Annotated in this window: 8 protein-coding genes; 5 read left to right on the top strand and 3 right to left on the bottom strand. The window is 54.1% G+C overall.

Going from position 1 to position 22,833, the window contains the following annotated elements; translation table 11 throughout:
* Window positions 1-801 precede the first annotated feature (801 nt).
* From EUZ85_RS31940 to EUZ85_RS21175, 4 genes are all read left to right on the top strand, one after another.
* Window positions 802-9,789, top strand: coding sequence for a calcium-binding protein (locus EUZ85_RS31940; protein WP_305000034.1), 8,988 nt, complete (start codon window positions 802-804; stop codon window positions 9,787-9,789).
* Between the two features lie 364 nt (window positions 9,790-10,153).
* Window positions 10,154-10,564 carry a hypothetical protein gene (locus tag EUZ85_RS21185; protein ID WP_127971692.1) on the top strand — a complete coding sequence of 137 codons (411 nt, stop codon included), beginning with the start codon at window positions 10,154-10,156 and terminating at the stop codon, window positions 10,562-10,564.
* Window positions 10,565-10,858: 294 nt separating this feature from the next.
* Window positions 10,859-12,910 (top strand): methyl-accepting chemotaxis protein, encoded by a 2,052-nt coding sequence (locus EUZ85_RS21180; protein ID WP_127971690.1) that lies wholly within the window; start codon window positions 10,859-10,861, stop codon window positions 12,908-12,910.
* 283 nt (window positions 12,911-13,193) lie between these two features.
* Window positions 13,194-14,186: an FAD:protein FMN transferase gene (locus tag EUZ85_RS21175; protein ID WP_127971688.1), complete on the top strand. Its 993-nt coding sequence runs from the start codon at window positions 13,194-13,196 to the stop codon at window positions 14,184-14,186.
* Between the two features lie 93 nt (window positions 14,187-14,279).
* On the opposite strand, the gene EUZ85_RS21170 is transcribed toward EUZ85_RS21175, so the two are convergent.
* Genes EUZ85_RS21170 through EUZ85_RS21160 form a run of 3 tightly spaced genes read right to left on the bottom strand, consistent with a single transcriptional unit; the run spans window position 14,280 to window position 19,683 of the window.
* Complete coding sequence (locus EUZ85_RS21170) at window positions 14,280-15,869, bottom strand: general secretion pathway protein GspF (protein ID WP_127971686.1); 1,590 nt, start codon at window positions 15,867-15,869, stop codon at window positions 14,280-14,282.
* A gap of 45 nt (window positions 15,870-15,914) precedes the next feature.
* Window positions 15,915-18,386: a LamG domain-containing protein gene (locus EUZ85_RS21165; RefSeq protein ID WP_127971685.1), complete on the bottom strand. Its 2,472-nt coding sequence runs from the start codon at window positions 18,384-18,386 to the stop codon at window positions 15,915-15,917.
* Window positions 18,387-18,444: 58 nt separating this feature from the next.
* The gene (locus tag EUZ85_RS21160; protein WP_127971683.1) at window positions 18,445-19,683 is read right to left on the bottom strand and encodes a hypothetical protein; all 1,239 of its coding nucleotides are present in this window, start codon (window positions 19,681-19,683) and stop codon (window positions 18,445-18,447) included.
* A 441-nt stretch (window positions 19,684-20,124) separates the two neighbouring features.
* Here EUZ85_RS21160 and EUZ85_RS21155 point away from each other — a divergent pair, with 441 nt between their 5' ends.
* Window positions 20,125-22,830 (top strand): PD40 domain-containing protein, encoded by a 2,706-nt coding sequence (locus EUZ85_RS21155; RefSeq protein ID WP_127971681.1) that lies wholly within the window; start codon window positions 20,125-20,127, stop codon window positions 22,828-22,830.
* The last annotated feature ends 3 nt before the right edge of the window (window positions 22,831-22,833 follow it).

Raw genomic sequence — 22,833 nt, 5'->3', positions numbered from 1 at the left:
ATTAAGCTGGTAGAGGAGGGTGGCCATGAAAATCTGGATTTATATACTGACTCAAAAGGACTAATAACCACTGGCGTGGGATTTAACCTGCATGCAGCAAACGTGCTGGAAGAGGTTTTAAAAACGGGATTTGGTGTTAGCTCTGACGACCTGGATACGTATGTTTCTGAACTTTTACCTGTAATAAACTCATTAAAAGGAAAAAACATTGATGAGGTTACATTAGGGATTAATGAAAAATGGCGAGAATTAACAGAGGATCCTCTCGCTAGTTTTGAGATTAAAGCCAGTGGTGATATTAAAGCCACCGACAAGATAAGGAATATATTTGATAACTTGGCGGAAAGCTTTGAAGCCACGCTTGCAAACAGACTATCTGGTAAGGGCATTGTTGGGTTAAGTGGTGAAAGTTATTCTAAGGAGCGTTTGGCGTTAATCTCGCTGGAATATAATAACGGTAATACTCTCATTGGAACTGATGGCTCTCTCTTAAAGGCCCTTGAAAATGGGAATAGATTTGAAGCTTGGTATCAAATTAGATACGTGTCTAACGGCGATAAGTTACTAGGGATTGCTAAGCGGCGATATTTAGAGTCAGAGTTGTTTGGTTTATATAATAACTCAAGCAACGTTCCAGAGTCTGAGGCTAAGAATGTTGTTGATAAATTTCTAGAGTCTGGACACTTTAATAGAATCAATAGCTATGAAAAGAAGTATGGTTCAGGTGTTGCACTAGCCATAAAGGACTATAAGACAGACATAACGGGCATTGATTATATTTTTCGTCCGATAGCACAGTATGTGGCGGAAAGATTTGGTGAAGATGGCGTGGATTTATCCAGCTATGCGGGCGCTATTGATGGAGCTGTCGTGCTTGGACTTGATCGAGGCGGCTATATCGCTTCATTGGTCAAAGGTGATGAAGCTAAAGATAAAGGGGATTTGCTAGTCGCAATTAATGATAACGCCGCCAAACTGAGTGGCCGTTTCGGTAATGATATATTAATTGGCGGTGGCGGCGATGATCAACTATACGGCGGAGAAGATAATGATCTGCTGGTAGGCAAAGGCGGAGCCGATACTTTGTACGGCGGTACGGGGGAAGATAAGCTGTACGGTGGCGAGGGCAACGATACGCTGTATGCAGAGTCGGAAGGTAGCAGAACTGACACGTCGCGAGACGAACTATATGGCGGCAAGGGTAGCGATAAACTTTATGGAAGCAGCGGCGACGATACACTGGTTGGCGGTGAGAATGATGACCTTTTAGAAGGCGGTGACGGATATGACCTGTACCGTGCAGATAGTGAAGATACGATCAAAGACAGCGATGGCAAAGGGTATGCAGTCCTGGATGGTACGTTACTGATAGGTGGTTTCCGCAAAGAAGATGATCCACCTGATGAGTATAAGAGTATTGACGGACAGTTCACTTATAAACTGAACGGTTCTGTTTTGACCGTCAACGGCGGTCTAACCATCAACGATTTCTCCAACGGCGATCTCGGTATTCGGTTGGAAACTGAAGACGAGCCGGATGATCCGCCTCAGCATGATCCTGATAACTCTGTTGTGCGACGCGATCCGCTGGCGTTCGACCTGGATAACAGCGGTGCGGTCGAAACCTCAACATTGGCGGCTTCCACTACTTATTTCGATATCGACAGCGATGGCATTGCTGAAAGGGTGGGCTGGATTAATTCGCGGGATGGTCTGTTGGTCAATGACCTGAATGAGAATGGCTCCATTGATGATATCAACGAGCTGTTCGGCGGCGCGGATGTGGATGGTTTTGAAGCTCTGCGAGTCGCTGGCGATGAGAATGCAGACGGTGTAATCGACGCCAAGGACGCCATTTACTCCAAATTGCAGGTGTGGACCGACACGAACCAGGATGGTCTGAGCCAGGAAGGCGAGCTGCATTCCCTGCAAGATTTGGGGATTGACGCGATCAAGCTCGACCACGAAACGGTCGATAAAGACAGCAATGGCAACCGCATCATTGCAGAAGGTTCGATTGTGCGTAACGGTGAAGAGGCGTACGCCGCTGCTTTCGACCTGCAATTGGATAACCGCATTACTAAAGACCCCGGTTCCCACACCCTGAACCAGAGCGTATTGCAGGATTTGTTGCAGCGAGGCATTCAGGCGCCGCTTCTGCGAGGTTTCGGCAGCGTCAAAGATTTACAAACGGTTTATGCGCAGAACGAAACTACTTTGGCTTTGGTGCAATCATTGGCCAATTCCGACGCTAAAACTGTCTATGACAACTTCGAGAAGGTGCTAGCGGACTGGTCTGGGCTTACCACGCTGCGGGAACAGGCGGGTTTGGATACCAGCAAACCTCTGACTACGCCGGAAAAATTGTGGATTCTGGAAAGCTTCTCTGGCCTATCCCAGTTCAAGGAAACCATAGAAAGCCAGTTCGCAGAAGGCAAGTCGCCCTATGTGAGCCGCATCAATACCAGTTACCTGAACGAGCGTTTCCATGCTTTGAGCATGCACTTCGCCAATCGCTTTTTGGCGCAGTCCGTGTTGGCGGAAGCCTTCTCTGGTGCGTTGTATTCCATCAGCAGTAACAAAATGATGGTGACAGACGCAGCAAAACTGCAGGCGTCTCTGGCTGAATACGCTAAAAACGCCGGTTCTAAAGACGACGCTGCGCTGCTTGCGCAGGTGTACAGCGCATTCCGCACACAGCTGACTATTGATGAAAATGCGGTCGCCGCCCAGTTGCAGGGCTATGAAAACGCCTCCGTGTTTCATGATCTGCTGACCGGCGCGCTGCAGGATGTCAGTATTTGGGAAACCAATTACTCCGGTTCGGAAGGCGACTCCTACATTATCGGCTCCACCGGCGCAGACCGTCTGAACGGCAATGGTGGCGATGATGTGCTGGAAGGCCGCGAAGGCGCCGACACGCTTGCTGGCGGCAAAGGCTCAGACCGTATCGTCGGTGGCGTTGGCGACGACAACCTGCAAGGCGGCGAAGGCGATGACCGCTATGAGTTCAGCGCCGGCGATGGCAAAGACACTATCAATAACTCCAACGCGGCGGGCGAGGACCGGATCTACCTTGACGCCAGCATTGCCCAGAGTGATGTGCGCTTGACGCGTAATGGTCGTGATTTGTTGGTGCATATTGGCCAAGAAGGTCAGGTTATTCGCGTCAGCAGCTACTTCAACGAAGATGGCGCGACGGGTTACGCGGTGGATTTGATTGAGTTTGCGGACGGAACTGTCTGGGATGTGGCTACAGTCAAACAGAAAGTGCAGGTTCCCACTGAAGACGCTGATGAGATCTGGGGCTACGACGCCGTTGACGATAACCTGAAAGGGTTGAGCGGTAATGACTCGCTGTATGGCCAGGCTGGCGCGGATACATTGAGCGGCGATGCCGGCGCAGACAGCCTCAGTGGCGGTGATGGCGACGATAAGTTGTACGGCGGCGAGGGCCTCGACACTCTCAGCGGCGATAAAGGCGATGATGTGCTGGTCGGAGGCAAAGATAATGACCGCTTATACGGCGGCGCGGGTAAGGATGTTTATGAGATTGCTAAAGGCGACGGCCATGACACAATTTCAGAAGACTATTCTGATACGGCGGTGGATCGTGTGGTCTTTGGCGCAGGTATCCTGGCGGAAAATACCGTATTGCTGCGCCGTGGTTGGGACCTTCTGATCAGCATTGATGACGGCGCGCAAACTGTCCGGATCAATAACTACTTCAATAAAGACGCCTCTACAGGATTTGCGTTGGAGTCCATCGAATTCGCTGATGGAACCCTTTGGGATATCGACACAGTTAAGGCGAAGGTGCTGATTCCTACAGAAGGAGCCGATGAGATATGGGGTTATGACGCGACTGACGACAACCTGACTGGACTGGCGGGCAATGACGTTATCCGGGGTCAGAAAGGCAACGACGTTATTGACGCGGGCGATGGCGCGGACAAGCTCTATGGGGACGAAGGCGATGATGTGCTGACTGGCGGCAAAGGCGATGACAGCCTTGATGGCGGCGCAGGCAGCGACACCTTCCACTTCAATTTGGGGGATGGGGCCGACACTATCATCGACCGTAATCAAAACGGCTCTGACGTCAATACTCTGCAATTTGGACCGGGTATCAGCAAAGATGATTTCTGGGTGCGCCGCAGCGGCGACTCCCTAGTGCTGTTCCACAAGAATATGCAGGATCGAGTCACCGTTAGCCGATATTTCGAAAAAGATGGTCTTGGCGAATATGCGTTGAGTCACATTCGTTTTGACGACGGCTCGGAGCTGGATCTGGACGAGCTGAAAAAGCGCGCCATTCAGCCCACCGACGACGCCGACACGATCTATGGTTTCTCCACCAACGACGTGCTGAACGGCCTGAAAGGCAATGATGTGCTTTATGGCAAAGACGGCGACGACATCATTCTGGGCCAGGAAGGCGAAGATAGGCTGTACGGCGAGAACGGTCAGGATGAACTGCAGGGCGGTTTGGGCGAAGACTCACTGTACGGCGGCGCTGATAATGACCGTCTGTTCGGCCAGGAAGGTAATGATTCTCTCTATGGCGGCGATGGCGATGATGACCTCATTGGCGGTATAGGCGATGACCATCTGGAAGGCGGCGCCGGTGATGATAATTATTACTTCACCAAGGGCGATGGGAAGGACTCCATTTACGATAACAATGGAAAAATCACCATCTATGTCTCTGAGATTGAGCTGGACGATGTGATCTTTCGACGTAATGGTCGTCACCTCGACGTCTTGTTCAAACAGACCGATACCGACAAGATCACCATTCGCGATTACTACCCGGACTTTGGCGTCATCGCCGGACGCAGCATTGGCTTCTTCCTGCCGGGCTCGGGTTTGTCGCATCTGTTTTCTGCGGAAGACATTAATGCGAAGTCCATGGAGGCCACAGAAAAGGCGGACGTAATCTACGGCGATCTGAACGATAACCGTATTGACGGTTTGCAGGGCAACGACTTGCTTAATGGCGATCGCGGTAACGACGAGCTTCTCGGCGGCGCCGGCAATGACCAGCTTCTGGGCGGCCATGGCGACGATACGCTGAACGGCGGCGTGGGTGACGATACCCTGACTGGCGGCGAAGGCGCGGACGTTTATCAGTTCACCTCCGGCGATGGGCGCGATGTCATCAACAACAATGATAGCGGCGGCGCCGACGCGATAGTGTTCGCAGAGGGCGTGGCTCCGGCAGGAGTTAGAGTGTCCCGCGCCAGTAATAATCTGCAGCTGGATTACGGCTCAGGCGATCAAGTGCTGGTGCATGACTTCTTCCGCAACGAAGGGACCACCGGCTACGCCATCGATGAAGTGCGCTTTGCGGACGGAACTGTCTGGGATAAAGAAACCTTGCTGGATATGGCGTTGATCGGCGGCGACGGCGATGAAACCCTGATCGGTTACAGCACTGACGATATCCTGAGCGGCGCTGGCGGCGCTGATACATTACTGGGTAATGACGGCGCCGATAGCCTGTCCGGTGGCGCTGGCGCGGATGATCTGCAAGGCGGGGCCGGCAATGACGTGCTGACTGGCGACGCTGGCGACGACAAACTTGCCGGTGGCGAAGGCGACGATTTGTATCGCTTTGCCCGGGGCGATGGCAAAGACGTCATCACGGACGCCAACGGGACGGATCGCATTGAGTTCACCGATATTGCCTCGACTGCCGTACGCGTGCGTCGTGAAGGCGGCAACCTGGTGATTAGCGTTCCCGGTAGCGATGATCAAGTCACGATCACTGGCCAGTATCTTGGCGAGCAATTGACGCCTGCGGCTTCCAGTGTGGAAAGTGTGACGTTCAGCGATGGCGTGACCTGGGACTTCACTGCATTGATGGCGCAGGCGGTTGTCGGCAGTGCGGATGCAGATGTGATCCAAGGCTTCAGTAATGGCGAAACCATCAGTACCTTGGCTGGAAATGACAAGGTTCGCGCAGGCGATGGCGACGATGACGTCGACGGCGGCGTTGGCGATGACGAGCTATACGGAGAAAGCGGCGCTGACCTTCTCAAGGGGGGGCTGGGCGCGGACCGACTCGATGGCGGCGCGGGAGAGGATCGCTTATTCGGCGGCGACGGCGACGACACGCTGTTCGGCGGCTCTGGAAACGACGAGCTTTTCGGCGAAGAAGGCGCAGATACGTTGCGCGGTGGCGACGGACAGGATCAGTTGTCCGGTGGACTCGGTAATGATGAGTTATTCGGCGACAGCGGCGCGGACACTCTGTCTGGCGGCGAAGGCGACGATACGCTGCATGGCGGCTCCGGCGATGATGTTCTGAACGGCGACGCTGGTGATGACAAACTGTATGGCGATGGCGGTCAGGACAAACTTTACGGCGGCGCCGGTAAGGACGAACTGTACGGTTCCGGCCAACTGTTTGGCGGCGAAGGCGAAGATTTGCTGGAAGGTCAGGGAACGCTGGACGGCGGCGACGGTAATGACGAACTGCGCGGCCAGGGCTCCGATACCCTGTTGGGCGGCGCTGGCGACGACGTGCTGATCGCCAACACCAACACCTGGGCGGACACTGTGAATACCCTGGCGGGTGGAACCGGTAATGACACCTTGTACGGGTCATTTGGCGACGACACCTATCTGTTCAACCTGGGCGATGGCCGCGACACCCTGATTGAGCGCAGAGAAGGCGAGGCGTTCAACAACATTGAGCCGTCCTCCGATACGCTGAAGTTCGGTGAAGGGGTTAAGGCGTCTGATTTGTCCTTCACCCGTCGCGGTAACGATTTGATCATCGAGCACAGCAATGGCGCGGATGGCGTCACTATCAAAAACTGGTATCTGGGCTCCACCAATCACTTCAAGGTTAATCTGTTCCAGTTCGCGGATGGCGTCGTTCTCAGTGACGCGGACGTGGAAGCGCGAACTGTAACGCTGGGAACCGACGCGGGAGAAACCCTGACCGGATATCGTGATTTGAACGACGAAATCCATGCGGGCGGCGGTGACGATAAAGTCTGGGGGCGTCAAGGGAACGACACCATCTACGGCGACGCCGGAGTGGATTACCTCGATGGCGATGAAGGCGACGACCGTTTGTTTGGCGGCGAAGGCAACGACAACCTGGTAGGTCGCATTGGCGATGACTACCTGGAAGGCGGCCTGGGCGATGACAGTCTGCAAGGCAACGAAGGCGCTGATGAGCTGTATGGACAGGATGGCGAAGACAGTCTCTTCGGCGGCGCTGGCAATGACTTGCTGGATGGCGGCGCGGACAACGACTACTTCGAAGCCGGAGCTGGCGATGACAAGCTGTTCGGCGGCGCTGGAAACGATCAATTGAGCGGCAACGCTGGCGACGATGAACTGACCGGAGGCGAGGGCGACGACAAATACGTCTATGGCCCGGGCGACGGTCATGATCTGATCTTCAACGGCGACGGCGGTTTCGACGGTGTGCTCTTTACCGGAGATCTGACCGAAGACCGGCTGGCGTTCAGCCGCGATGGCGACGATCTGTTGATCGCCATTGATGACGGGGCCAACGACAGCATACGAGTCAAAGATCACTTCAAAGGCGGAGATTTCGCCATTGATTGGGTGCAACCGGCCGGTTCATCCATGATCAATACCGCCGCCATCAACAAGCTGGCGGCGGGTGGAAATCCAGACGACGGCTCCGACGGCGAATTCGACAATGTCATGGAAGGCACTGACGCTGGTGAGCAGATTGCCGGCACTAACGGCAAGAACCTGATCAAAGGTCTGGGCGGCGATGATACTGTCTTTGCGTTCGGCGGCGATGACCGCATTGAAGGCGGCGATGGCGACGACCACCTCTACGGCGGTAACGGCAGTGGCGTCGGCTCCGGCAATGATGTGATTATCGGCGGAGACGGCAATGACGTTCTGGTCGGGGAAGACGGCGATGACCTACTGTTTGGCGGCGCCGGCGACGATCACTACTACTACAAGGCCGGTCAAGGTGTAGACGTGATTGACGCAAGTGGCGGCGGCTCGGATTGGGTATTCTTCCTGGATGGATTGAACCGCTCTCGTCTCAGTTACCACCAGGACGGCAATGACTTGGTGATCCTGGTCGATGGCGATCTGGCGCAACAGGTGCGAGTCAAGGATCACTTCCTGGGCGGCGAACACGCTATCGCTTATGTCCAGCCGACAGACGGCGGCAACGCCATCAGAGCCAGCAGTCTGGTTGGGATGTTGACGCCAATGCCCGATGGCTCTGGCGGCGATAACGGCGGCGGAACGGACAATGGAGGTGGAACCGATACCGGTGGCGACAATGGTGGGTCTGACAATAACGGCGGTTCCGACAATAATGGTGGAACTGACAACAATGGCGGAGACACCGGAAGCGGCGATGGAGAAGCCCCACAGCCGCAACTGGGCGAAGACGACGTCATCAACGGCTCTGACGCTAACGACACACTGATAGGCGGTTCCGGCGACGACACCTTGTCAGGCGGCGCGGGCGACGATCTCCTGTTGGGCGGCGTCGGCGACGATGTTTATGTCTACACCGGTGGTCAGGATGTACTGCGCGACGCCTCAGGCGTGGATACGCTGCGCTTTGGCGGCGGCATCACGTTCGGACAGGTGTCTTCCGGTCTGACCAAGGCGGGCAATGATCTGGTGCTGAAAGTCAGTGGCGGCGGTCAAGTCACTTTGACGGATTTCTTCCTGGGCGGCGACGCCTTGGTGGAAAACATCGAGTTCGAAGCCGGCGGTCAGATCTCGGCCCAGCAGATCTTTGGCGTATTCGGCCTGTCCATACCTGCCGCCAGCGCCTACGATCAAACGGTGGACGGCACGCAGAATGGCGACAGCGCCTTGACGGCGGGAGACGGTCGCGATCTGGTTCGTGGTTTCAATGGCGACGATATCCTTAATGGCGGCAAAGGCGACGATCTGCTGATCGGTGGACGCGGCGACGATGTCTACGTGTTCAACGCTGGCGGCGGCAAAGACGTTATCGACAATACCGGCGGTGGCGTCGATACCCTGCGCTTTGAGGGAATCAGCTTCGGTCAGGTCTCCAGCGGGCTGCAACGCAACGGCGATCATTTGACGCTAAATGTGAGTGGCGGCTCGGATGCCGTCACCTTGAAGAACTTCTTCAAGGGCGGCGACCATGCGATCGACCGCATTGAGTTCGCCAGCGGCGGGCAAATCACCGGCGACCAGATCTTTGGTGTGTTTGGGATGAGCAATCCTGATCCGGATGGCTCTCCGGATTACCCCGGACTGCCTGACGAGCGCGGGTTTGGGACGGTGACGATTGCTGAAGCGGGCGCTGATGTGATATTCGGCTCTTCAGACGGCGACCTCATCGACGGCGGCGCGGGAGATGATCATCTCACCGGCGGACGCGGCGATGACTACCTGATCGGAGGCGCGGGTAACGACACCTACCACTTCGCTGCTGGCGATGGTCGCGACACCATCAACGACTATGCGGGAGCGGGTGAGGATCAACTGCAGTTCGCCGCAGGCGTCGACGAGCAGAATCTCTGGTTCTCTCGCGAAGGCGATGACTTGGTGATGGATCTATTGGGATCGCAGGACCAGGTGCGGGTGCAGAGCTGGTATGCGGATAACTCGCAACAGCTGGAAGTAGTTCGCACTGACGACGCTGTCATCGACGCCGGTCGCATTGAGCAACTGGTGTCAGCGATGGCCGCCTTTGGCGCGCCGGTTGGCGGCGAGATAACCTTGTCCGAGGAACAGCAGAGTCAGGTGAACGCAGCGATCGCCGCGTCCTGGCAAAGCGCCTGATCGCTTAAAAACCGAAGGGGCGGCTGAAGTCGCCCCGACTGTCTGGAATCGCAGACTTTTTAGGAAAAACCGCGGCGCAACGCCGCGGTTTGTGTATGCGCCGCCTGTATCCTGATCATCTAAACTCTCCCCTATGTATGAGTTGTCTTTGCAGAGTGACGCAGCCGCCACTTAACTTCCTGACTGTGCTGGTAACGCGATGCCCTGGAGACGGTAAGTGCAACGCCGTTTTATCGAAAACTGTGCGGAGACGGTGTTTTTGAGGCTATGAATGATGCCTAAGTGCTACGCTTATTGTATAGTTGCCCAGGTTTTTTGCGCCGTTCGGCGCGATATTCAATGACGATGCAGGAGTAGGTGAACAATGAAAGGCGCTGGCGGAACCTCCGGTGGAGTGGGGCAGTTTTTTATCGGATTAATTATGCTGTGCGGCGGGTTGTACATGTTGTTCAACTCTATCGTCGTCTCATCAAGTTTCGGCATGGGCATGCGTTTGTACGGCTTCAATGCATTTGGCGGCCACTGGGGCATTACTTCCGGCATGGTGATGATTCCTTTCATGTTCGGCGTAGGCCTGATCTTTTTCAGCGCGAAGAACATTCTTGGCTGGATACTGACGATTGGTTCGCTGACGGCGCTGGTGTTTGGCGTTATTTCCTCCATCCATTTCAGTATGCGCTCCATGACCGCTTTTGAACTGATTGTGATATTGGTTCTGGCGGTAGGCGGTTTAGGTTTGTTCCTGCGCTCTCTGCGTAATTTGGGCGGGGATTGATCCTCCACAAACAAATCTCGTCATATCTCATGCAAGGCGTCTCAATTGAGGCGCTTTTTTATTGCCTGTCCGAATTTAAAGTCAGCAGATTTTTTCCTGTTAATTCCCTTAACCTGCCCAGAGTTCCCCGCCCTCCCGCGGCTTGTCGCCGCGCAGCGCGTCCATGCGCCTGGTGATTAACATGCCAATATCATTGCCATGTTAATAAGACTCTGTTACAGGTTAAAAATGGTTGATATTTGACCTGTGATCTATGCTTTTAAAGGGCTCGACAGGCGTTAGTAGGTGGCAGTTATGGCGATTGGCGCTATTTCCCGTTTCTTCTTCTTTCGTTTCAATAGCATAGGCTTCCGCGTCGCGGCGTTACTGCTAATCACTGCAGTGATTATTTCAGGCGCTTTCTCTTTTACTTGGAGCGGCATGTCGTCGGTGCGGGATCGGTTTACGCACCTCATAGAAAACGTTAATCGTTCCGGCGACTTGGCTGATGAGCTGGCGGTTAACTATCTGATCACCACCAAGGGTGTGAATAATATTCTGTCGGTCAACCAAGCGAACGAGATCCGCGCCAAACATGAGGTGATCAAAGCGCTTACCCCTGGGTTTATGGAAAACGCTTCTTTATTAGCGGAATTGTCGCCGAGCACACGGGAACAAGTGGATCTGTTGATAGATCATCGCAACGAATTGGACAGGTTGGTGGACAGCATCGTCAAGAGTCAGACCGACGCTATTGAGCTGGAGCTGCGCAATATCGCCGCTCTTGCTGCGTTCAGGGCGGAAGGGGATAAGATCTCCAAAATGCTGGCGGATATGATTTCCCTTATCAACATGTTTGAAAGCGATTATCCAGTGGTGATCGAAGCGCAGAATTTAAAGCAAACAATTTTGAGCCTGCAGATAGCGGTGACGCGTTACACCTCAGAAAAAGACCGCAGTGCAATGAAGAAGCTGCAGGTGGAATTCGATGATGGCGTCAAAGAGGGCGTGGCGACGTTAGAAACTCTCAAACGCATGGTGGAGGACGAAGCGACGCTGGCGGATATCGAAGACATTTATCGCGAATATAACGGCTGGATCAAAAAGCTGCAGGAAGATAGCGACATCTTTAACGCCTATCTGCTGCGCCTCAATAATCGGGATCAGGCCATCAGGCTCGCCAATGATAGCGATGCAATCATCGCTGATATGAATGCGGCGATTACCCGGATTAATCAGATCACTGGGGATCTGGTCGCCCAATCCAGCGAGGAGACTAATCAGGTTGTGGATGGGGTGAATAGAGCGATCGGTTTCGGCGCTATCGGCTCCCTGATCTCTTTTATATTGGTGTCGATCATTATTCTTAACGTAGTGATCAAGCCTATCAAATCCATTACGCGGCGCGTGATGGATATTGCAGAAGGGGAAGGCGACCTGACGCAACGTGTGGAAGTCGGCAGCAAGGGAGAGATTGCAGTGCTGGCGTCTTACTTCAATGCATTTATCTGCAAGATTCAGGATGTCATTGTCAGTATTCAATCCGCTAGCGAAAGCATGAAGGACAACATCAGCGAACTGGATAAATGCGCGCATAACACCTCGGACGTCAGTCAACGTCAGCGTAATGAATCAGTATTGTTGCGCGATGATATGGAGTCCTTGTCGCAGTCGGTGGATACCGTTTCGAAGTTTTCGGAAGACTCTATTCAACTCGCGGAGCAGGCCAATCAAATCGGCGAGAAAACCAAGAATCTGGTGGAAGACTCTATTGAATCCATCGAAGGACTGGCGACCGATATCAGCCAGGGGGCGGAGATTATCAAGGAATTGGGCTCTGAAATTGAGCAAATCGACTCTGTTGTCAGCGTGATTCGTTCTATCGCGGAGCAGACCAATCTGCTGGCGCTCAACGCCGCTATTGAAGCCGCAAGGGCGGGAGAACAGGGGAGAGGCTTCGCCGTGGTGGCGGACGAAGTGCGCTCTCTCGCCTCGCGAACTCAGGACAGCACCGCAGATATCCAGGCGATGACGGAAAAGCTGCAGGAAGGTTCGAAAAAAGCCACCAGCTTTATGAATCAAAGTCAGGTGAAAGGCAACGCCACAGTGGAAGAGGCGCGAGCCACCGGCGCGCACCTGGACGAAATGGCGCAGGCTATTGAAAGAGTGCGCAACATGAACAGCGAAATAAGCACCGCAGCGACGGCTCAAATGCAGCTGGCCCATGGAGTGAATGACCGCATCCGCCTGGTGGACGAGATAAGTCTGGAAACCGACAAGGAAGCCCATCGTAGTGCGGAAAATAGCGAGCGTTTAAGCAACCTGAGCGAGCAACTGACGCAATTGGTTCGCAAGTTCCGCATATAAACTTCATGTCTTTAACCGGAGAGGCCATTTGCAATGGCGTCTCTAGACTATTAATCCGGCAGACAAATAGCTTCCTTCTATTTGTCTGCAACGACAGGGCCTGCACAGGTCAGGCCCTGTCTCCCGCGGCTTGTCGCCGCGCAGGCGCGTCCATGCGCCTAGTTATTAACATGCCAATATCATTGCCATGTTAATATGTCTGTGATCGCCAAGGACTTTCAAGTTGTAATCACCCGCCGGCTGGGGTATACCTCTGCGTCAAATCCGCTTCGGTAGTTAATCCATGAAGAAACCATTTGCTCTAATGAGCGGCGTCTTGCTGCTTACTTCCTTTGTTCAATCCGCTTCCGCCGAGTGGTTCAGTAAAGACTGGAATGGCATGGGGACAAAAATTCGCGCTGAGGTGTGGGTGGATGAGGGCGGTTCTGTAGCGGCGGAAAAAGCGTTTACGGCGGTGGATCAGGAGTTTGACCGACTTGAAGCGCTGATGAGCGTTTACATTGACAGTAGCGAAGTATCCAAAGTGAATCGGCTTGCTGCTAAACACGCAGTGGTGATCACACCAGAGCTGTTCCATCTGATTGAAAAAGCGCAGCGGGTGTCTGAACTGAGCGGAGGGGCTTTTGATATCACTTTCGCATCCATCGGCAAGTACTATAACTACCGCGAAGGGCTGGAGCCCGATGCCAAGCAGATAGAGGAAAATCTGCCAGCGATTAATTATCGCTGGATAGAAATGGACCCGGCGTCGCTCAGTATTCATTTCAAAGATCCGAGAGTCACTATTGACCTGGGCGGCATCGCCAAAGGATATGCTGTCGATAAGGCGATCGAAAAGCTGGCTGAGCTGGGCATTCAATATGCGCTGGTGAGCGCCGGTGGCGATAGTCGTCTAATGGGGGATAAACATGGCCGACCCTGGATTGTTGGCGTGAAAGACCCTCGCCTGGAGGACAAGAACGCCGTTCTGATACCTTTGGAGAACACGGCGATTTCCACGTCTGGAGACTATGAGCGCTTCTTTATGCACGACGGCGTAAGGGTGCATCACATCATTTCGCCTAAAACTGGAAAGTCAGCAGAAGAGTCTCAAAGCGTGACCATTATCGGCCCGGACGCGACGACGACAGATGCGCTTTCCACGACCGTCTTTATACTTGGCGCGGAAAAGGGCTTGGAGTTGATTGAAAAGCTACCGGGCATCGATGCGATTATTATCGATCGCAATCGCAAAATGCATTATTCATCGGAGCTGCAACCGCCGACGGCTGAGTAGCCGTTGAAAATTTACAGCCAAATATCAGACCCACCGCCATAAAAAAGGGCCCGATGGGCCCTCTTTCACATGTCGTCCAAGTGAACGGTAAACTTAACCGATGGTGCCGCTTACGATAGGTTGAAACGCTGTTAAACGGTCCAGATCGGAAGAGGAGCCCAAGCCGTGTTGTTCAAATCCTTTGGTGGAAGCGAACTGACTTTGTTCGCCATGCAACGCCATATAGTTCAACACAACAGTATTCACCAACAGGTTGACGTTGTTCGCCGCTGGACTTGAAGCGGTTTCTACCGAGGCGTCGGCGCGCATATGGCCAATCTGGCGATGTCTTTCCTGTAGTTCCGTGGTAGAGCCCATCAGCGCCGGGCGGCCGTTAGGGTTGTAGACCAGGAAGAAAGAGGCGGCGGTGGATGAGTTATCCCCCGTCCACTCTCCTTTTCCGCGACCGTCTACAGAGCTATCTATACGTCCGTTACTGGCCAGTGAGCCGTCGCTGAAAACATACATCATCAGTGGCATGCCCAGGCGCGCAGCATACTCCAGGCAGGCGCCCATGCAGCGCCCGGCGCGTAGATCACGCCGTTCGCCTGTGGCGCGATCGCCGGTGTGGTAGTCAAATCCGCCCATGGTGATCGTGCCGGCGCCGGCATAGCCGTTCAGCACCATTTTCATCACCGATGCGGTTTTTCTGAACTCGCCGTCGCTATCAAATTCCGCCTGGGTAAATATGCCTGAAGGGCCGACGATGTCGGTATCAAGCGCAGGGTTCAACGAGGCGGGGTTGCCGAAACGATCCGCTAAGTCCGCGCTCTTCAGGTAGCCACAATCCACCAGTTTTTTTACGACCTCATCGGTGGTGACAACGCCGGTTTTCTTGTCGCTGATGCGGTAAATGGCTTCCATCACCGCTACGGCGTCCGACTGGTCTAATAAGCCGACCAAGTCGCCTACGTCCACCAGGCCCGTCACGTCGCTGGGACGGTCGACCTTGGTGGGGCGTACTTTTGGGTTCATCAGCATCGCCGGGGCCATGGAATTGCCGCCGGAATCCGAGCTGCTGGAGCCTATCAGAGACACCAACGAGCCATCCGCACCGGCGTTGTAAATCCCGTACATCGGGTTATGCGGGTTGTTGCCGGTGTCGTTGTCCGAACGCGCAGGAATGACTGCGCCGTTGACAGAGCCCCGAGTGGCGGCCTGGGTTTTCTCCAGAATTCCGCGCAGAAAGGCGCTATCGGAGTGAAACGCCAGTCCCAGCTCCTGATTGACGAAGCCGCCGGGAACGCCGGGCGAGCTGCCGATGGCGGGAGTCATGTCCCCGGGCAGGCCGAGTTTGCTATAGCCCGCCGTGCTCAGGAAATCCAGCTGACCGCCTTGTTGTCCAACTAAAACGTTGGAGCCGGAGATGTTGGCGCCGCCCGCGAGATCGAAACAGATGAAAGGTATCTTTCCTGCGCCTTGTACGGCGATGCCGCAGGAGGACTTCAATGACTCTAAGTCCGAAGAGAGCGCAGCATGCGCTTCTCTTGGATTCGCGAAGAGTCCCAGTATGGATGTGCCGAACATGGTTCCGGCGCCGGCCAGAAAGCCTTGGGCGATAAAGTCCCTACGCGTTACCGGGCGCTTGTGGTCCGGGTGAAACAGCGGCTCGTCGAGGCCGTAAGGTCCACGTCTTCTTGCCATGATAAAACCACCTCTATCGAAATTTTTGCCGTTGATCGTAAAACTTTATTGCACCAGCATTGCAGCGCTGCCCAATACGGCGGCGCAGCTTGCTTTGACAATGGTTTCGGTTCTGTCTGCGGAGCATCCGCCGCCGCATGCAACCAGTTTGTCGATCAACTGATTCAATTCGGCTCTCACATCGGCGCCGTCCGGTTGTGACGCCAAGTTTACACCCATGCCTTTATTCAACAGTGGGTCAATGATCAGGTCTCTTCCTGCGCCGGAGAAGGCGCTGGAGGCGCTGGCGTTGAAATCGAAGCCAGGGAAGAAGGCGCTACGCAGTGCGTTGTCCTCCACCAGGGCGTCGCAATACTGAATCGCCAATTGGGTGACCCCCATTTGATGCGACGCCAGGAACGTATTGATGTTCTCGACGGTAGGCAACTGCTGTTTTACTGTTTCAAAGGTTGTCCTGACGCCAGGGTAGGATGCGCTGACGCCAGTAATAGCGGACATAGTCGCGTTGATTTCGTCAAAGTTACGCAGGCCGATTTCGGGAACCGGATCGCCATCGGCGGGAGCGCCAGGCGGCGTTGGTTCTGCTTCAAGATACACATGACTGTTAGACCCTAGTAACTCGAAAGTCAGGAAGAATTCATCTTCCTCGGGGCCTTTTTCCAGCGCGATGATAGTGCCTCTGTCGGACATGACCTGTCCGCTTCCCGGGGTATAGCTGGTTTCGTTCAAGGAAATGTCCATGTTCTTATAGGCTTGACCGACAGTCACTTCACGGCCGTTCATGCCGAGGCGCATGCCTTTGACGGGAATGCTTGACGGCTCTGCGTTCGGATCAAGACTGATAAAGAACGGCGCGTTGAACAGATAGCTGTAGCTGTCGAACTGACTGACTTCGAACACCACATAGCTTTGCGGGACGTCGATCAGGTGCGATGTGCCGAACAGCAGATAAAACTTCTGTCCGACGCCAGCTTCAAAGTTTTGGGATATCTGGGTTTCCGTCAGCGCGCGGTTGTGAATCGCCACCATCCGGATCGTGCCGTCCCAGGGGCGATTGTTGGAGGCCTCGTTGCCCAGTACAAAGGCGAAGGTGTCGTCCCAGTCATTCAGGTTGCCAGCGGTAGTCATATCCTCATCGCCAGTGAATTTGCCGTTCACATAGATACGGCGACCGTTGGCAGGGCTATAGGTCGCCACGACATGTTGCAGGGTCGCCTGCAGGTCTTGGTCGCCGTCGTCTGTAACCAGCGCAGGCTCGCCGTTTTGATCCGTTTCGCTGGTGCGATTCAGCAGGCTGTAGCTGTACTGGACCTGTCCCAGGGTAAAGTTGCGTGCGTTGACGCCGGCGGAATAACTGACGATCCGCGCTGGGCCTTCCTGGGTTACATTGCCGGGCGCCACCCATGCTTCGATGGAGTATTCGCCAGTCGCCGTAATCAGGTCATGTAGTTTTTTGCTGTTGGTCGTGGACCCTTGCGCTTTCCCACCACTTAGCTTGATGCCCCAGCCGCCGACCCATTCGACGTCGTTGCTCAGGGTCAGGTTCAAAGTGGGTTCGATGCCGCTAGTGTCATAAGCGGTGACGCCTTGGCCTGTTTTGAATTCGTACAAAGCGATGACATTCTGCTCATAGCGGCCGCCACTGTTCGCAGCCAGACCATCGGTCAGATTGAGCGCCTTACTGGCGACCAAATCAGGGTCGACCTGGTCAGGGTCAATGCTGCCGGAAAAAGTCTCAACAGCTTCCAGCATTTTGGCTGCGTCGCTGGCGCAGGAGCCGGACCAGCAGTTGTGGAATTCATCTCTCAGACGCACAACGAAACGTGAATTGGCGGGCGTACCCAGATCCATTTTGCTTTTCGCCGCAGCGTAAGCGGAATCCACATCGGCGCCGGCAAAGTAGGGCGATTGTGGAATGGCGGCGCTTTCACGGTGACAGCCTGCGCAATTAGTGGTCAGCAGTGGGTATACGGTGGAGCCGAAAAGCGCGGAATCGCTTGGGAAATTCTTGGTTTGCCCCGGCTCTTTATCCGCTGGCGCGATCAAGTCGATGGTCTTGGTGTCGCCGGAAACGCCCCCCGCCCAGTCGCTGATATATTTGGTGATGATGTTGGCGCAAAAATCGACGCTGCTTTCCCAGCAGTTATGTCCTTCGCGCACTTTTGAAACCATGCGCGATTGGGAAGGATCGCTGAGGTTGACGATTCTATTGGCTTCGGAATATGCGATGTTGATGTCGTCCTTGTGAACGAACATCGGGGACTGGCCGCCGGTAGTATGACAGCCGCCGCAACGATTAGTCGGGGAGAGCTTGTCCCACAGGCTGAGTTTGAACTGTTGTACGTCATCAGTGGCTGGGGCCGGGCCGGTATAAGTGCTGCCTTGCCCCGGGCGCGTCGTATTGGGTAAGTTCTCGTTGGAGGCTCCGCTATTGCCGCCGCAACCGCTGAGCAGAATACTGATAGCGGCGATCAATACGGCGATCGCTCTTGTTATCTGCTGTTGTAATGAGCTCATGGTATTCACAGTCGTAATCCGATTCAGAATTCTTGTTTAGCGAGACGGATAAACCGCCTCACTCGCCCATGCAATATGCGGCTGATTCGGCGAAAACACGCTTCATCTTGTAGCCGCTGGCTTTGAAAGAAGAAACCATAGCGCTGATTTGATCTCTGTCTGCGCTGTCGATCGGCGACCGCAAGCAAACTGTGCGGAAGACGTTTTTCACTTGGCACTGAGCGAAAGCTTCTGAATGAGCAAGCTCCATTCCCATGCTTTTTGCGCCCTGGCCGGAACCGGTCAGGCCTTTATCCCAGCCCAACAGACTGTTCTGGCCTTCACGCCAGTAGTTATCCCAATGATCGTCCGGGGTGACGTAGCCATATTGGAATGTGGTGGAGTTGATATGGTACTTGCCTTGTACGCGAGTGCCCGTATCCGGGTCGGTCATGCCTGCCGTGTTGTAAACCAGCGCTCCGTTTTCGCCATCGGGGTCGGCGTCCATATCGTAGTCATACTCATAGTAGGCGAAAGCCTGCGCCATTGGGTCCATGCCGCTGTGGCAGCCCACGCAGTTGTTGAGAAAGATTCGGCTGTCGCCGCCAGGGCTGCGCGAAACGTCCTGGCGGATACGGTCGGGGGACCTGGTGATATCTTTCACCTGCTCAAGGTCATTACACAGGTGGTTCATCAGGGTGAACCGGAACATGGCGCGGTTGGTGCCGCCGCTGAAAAAAGCTTTGGCCGCCGCGCGGGTCGTCATTACGCCGGCAGTAGCTTCAGCAGGCAGCGACTGAGTGGTGTGGACCAGGTCGTCTTTCAGACTGACGCCCTGGGTTTCCAGAAACTCGTAATGGGCGTTGTTCGCTAAAGAATAGGCGGGAGCGCCCAGGCTGCTTTTGCCGACATAAAGGTGATTGCCGTAAAGCACTTCCCGAAAGTCTATCCCCAGAACATCTTCATCCCGAATCATACCAACGACGGTGGCGGTATAGTCGTTCAAGGGAACAAACAATGACTGCGCCTCATTGGTCCAGGGCGCAACCATGTTTTTCAGGGTTACGTCATAAAAATTTTTGTTTTCCATGGCGGTATAGGCGGCGGCGATGGCGTCGCCGGAGGTTATATCGCTGGCCATGTCGTTGAGAACAGCCTCGCTGGGCGGCACTCCTGCTATACGGTCATGGATTCTCTTGGCCTGTTCCCTGGGACCTGCCTCTGCTGCAGTAGATAGGGTTAAAGCCAATGAGAGTAGAGATATAACGCAACGCTTAACCTGTCTGCGCTTATTATCTATGGGAGTCAGACTACTCATATTTTATATTCTCCTGCAGCTCTCGTGCAGTGCGCTTAAACGAATGGTTAGGTGATAATTAATATTAATTGATAAAACGACAAATATTAAATGTTCATATGTTCTATGAAGAATGGCCTATACACAGAACTAGTCATAATTCTTTATAAAATAGTGTAGTAGAAGAGGCTAACGTGGTTTTGTGCTGGCCCGCACGGTATTACACTTACTTACAAATCCTCCCTGGCTTCTATAATTGTCCAAGACATAATTCAGGAAGGAGGGATATTAAGTATTTTCCACTTAGTATTTACCCGAGGCTTTATAACTAAACAAGCGTTTGAATGGAATTCGCCAGAACTATTGGCGCCGGGCAGGGGATAAATTAAGCTCACCGGCTTGTAACATTAATTTAAAATAATTGGTCTGATGGCCATTTGGCATTACTGACTGTGAATGCTTATGAAAATGATAAAAACGCCGCCCAATGATACCCTTACGCCCGGAGATCAACCGTTACTCCGAGTATTCTCATTATCTATATTATCCGCCGCGCTTGCGGCCTGTGGCGGCGGCATAGGTGGGGCTAATCAAGGCCCTGACCCCGTAGTTCAAGACATTCCCATCGCTTACGTAAAACGCCCCCTCGTTCGTAATGACGACGGCGCCCTGGTGAGTCAGGACGCGCGCACTCCAATAGAGTTTCGTCCTGGAGCGGTCCTGTATATCCGAAGCCAGGCGTCTCCCAGCGCGACGGCGAGAGATATCAGTTCTCAAGCATTTCAAGGGCCGGAGTTCCTCAATGACGAAGGTCAACTTCTTTACGATGTGAAGGATGTTGATGTGTCTTCTGACGGCTCCAAAATTATATTCGCCATGCGGGCGCCGGAAATTGAAGATGCGGATGAAGATGAGCAGCCAACCTGGAATATCTGGGAATATGACGTCGCCGCAGGCGTGCTGGAGAGGGTTATCGCCTCCGACAATGTCGCGGAAGCGGGAGATGACATGGCCCCCCATTACTTGCCGGACGGTCGCATTGTGTTTACCTCAACGCGCCAAAGACAGTCGCAAGCGATTTTATTGGACGAAGGTAAGCCCCAGTTTGAAGCGTTGAATGAAGATCGTCGCAATCCAGCAATGGTTTTGCATGTCATTGATCCGGATACCGACGGAATCAAGCAGATCACATTTAATCAGAGCAGTGATCTGGACCCTGTAGTGACCCAGGACGGCAAAATAGTATTTACCCGCTGGGACAACATGGGCGGCAATAATTCCATGAATCTCTATCGGGTTAATCCTGATGGGACAGGCTTTGAATATTTGTACGGTCGTCACAGTCACGATACAGGCTCCAGCAATGGAGCGGTGCAGTTTCTTAAGCCTGTGGCGTTGGAAGATGGTCGCATCATGGTGAGCCTGCGTCCTTATGTGAGCAGTCGCTATGGCGGGGCGCTGGTCGCTATTGATGTGGCGAACTTTACAGAGCACGACCAGCCTACATACGAAAATCGCGATGTGTTGACCAACGGTCAGACGGCTTTGACGCCTAATGATGTCTCCACTGACGATGAAGTGCAGACACTCGCAGGAACGTTTAACTCCGCTTACCCTATGTGGGATGGCACTGGACGCCTTTTGGTGAGCTGGAGTCAGTGCCGCTTGCTGGATACGGATAATGATATCGTTCCTTGCACCAATGAGCGTCTGGAAAGCGCGGACTACCAGCCTGCGCCACCTCTATATGGTCTGTGGATCTACAATGCGGTAGATGGCACTCAGTTACCGGTTATCGTCCCTACTGAGGACACTTATTACACCGACGCAGTGGTGCTGCAGAGCCGCACCAGAGCGGACTTTATCCCCGACGGTGATGGACCTGAATCCGATCTGGGCAAAGCGGGATATGGCGTTGTGCATATTCGCAGCGTTTATGACATTGACGGAACAGACACGACGCCCGCTGGCATTGGCGCTATGGCGGACCCGGTGCAGACGTCGGCGGATAACCGACCGGCCCGTTTCCTTAGAGTGGTAAAAGCGGTTTCCATGCCTGATCGTGACATCGCTAATGTGCCTGGGACCGCGTTTGGCGCCAGTGCGGGCCAGTTGATGCGCGAGATACTGGGATATGTTCCTATTGAGCCGGATGGCTCGGTTAAGTTCGCCGTGCCCGCCAATGTGGCGTTTGCGGTGAGTATCGTCGACAAGGCCGGTAAGCGCGCCAGTCCCCGTCATCAGAACTGGTTGCAGGTGCGGCCAGGCGAGACGTTGGAATGCATCGGCTGTCATACGGCCAACAGCGAATTGCCCCATGGACGCCCAGGCGCTCAGGCTCCGTCAATCAATACCGGCGCGGCCACCACCGGACAGCCTTTCCCGAATACGGATCCTGCGTTGTTCACCAATATGGGCGAAACCATGGCGGAAACCTTCGCCCGAATCAACGGCTTGCGTTACTTGAATCCAGACATTGTATTTGACGATGAGTGGACCGACGCTAATATTACTGCAAAAGCGGAGAGTTTCAGTTACGCCTACGCCGACTTGGCGACCACTGCGCCCATATCAACTGCTTGCGCGACGCCGAAGGACGCTAAGTGCCGTGTTGTTATCAACTATGCGACTCATATTCATCCTTTGTGGGGTAAAGTGCGTCAAGTATTGGATGATGATGGGACGACTGTATTGGCGGACCATACTTGTAATAGTTGTCACGGACTGACGGATGCGATGGCTGCAGTGCAGGTTCCGGCGGCGCAACTCGATTTGAGCGATGGACCCTCCACTGACCAGGCTGATCACTTGAAGTCATATCGCGAGTTATTGTTCAACGACGCCGAGCAGGAAATTATTGAAGGAGTGCTTGTGGATCGCCAGATTCCAGTCTTAGATGGAGACGGTAACCCAGTGTTCGAAACTGACGGTAACGGCGATCTTATTCTAGACGACGATGGCAATCCGATACCTGTGATGACTACAGTCGCCGTCAACCGCTCAATGACGCCGCAGGGATCTGTGGCCAGCACTCGCTTTTTCGCGCCTTTTCAGACAGGGGGAAGCCATGAAGGATGGCTTGACCCGGTCGAGTTGAAGTTAATATCCGAGTGGCTGGATATTGGAGCGCAGTACTATAACAACCCATTTGACGTTCCACAGGATTAAAGA

This window comes from Hahella sp. KA22, from assembly GCF_004135205.1.
GTDB lineage: Bacteria > Pseudomonadota > Gammaproteobacteria > Pseudomonadales > Oleiphilaceae > Hahella.
The sequence above is the reverse complement of the archived record's forward strand: the minus strand, read 5'-3'. Positions and strand labels throughout refer to the sequence as shown.

Coding starts and splice junctions, on each gene's coding strand:
- EUZ85_RS21185 (WP_127971692.1), top strand. CDS start 10,154: ATGAAAGGCGCTGGCGGAACCTCCGGTGGAGTGGGGCAGTTTTTTATC.
- EUZ85_RS21155 (WP_127971681.1), top strand. CDS start 20,125: ATGAAAATGATAAAAACGCCGCCCAATGATACCCTTACGCCCGGAGAT.
- EUZ85_RS21180 (WP_127971690.1), top strand. CDS start 10,859: ATGGCGATTGGCGCTATTTCCCGTTTCTTCTTCTTTCGTTTCAATAGC.
- EUZ85_RS21165 (WP_127971685.1), bottom strand. CDS start 18,386: ATGAGCTCATTACAACAGCAGATAACAAGAGCGATCGCCGTATTGATC.
- EUZ85_RS21175 (WP_127971688.1), top strand. CDS start 13,194: ATGAAGAAACCATTTGCTCTAATGAGCGGCGTCTTGCTGCTTACTTCC.
- EUZ85_RS21160 (WP_127971683.1), bottom strand. CDS start 19,683: ATGAGTAGTCTGACTCCCATAGATAATAAGCGCAGACAGGTTAAGCGT.
- EUZ85_RS21170 (WP_127971686.1), bottom strand. CDS start 15,869: ATGGCAAGAAGACGTGGACCTTACGGCCTCGACGAGCCGCTGTTTCAC.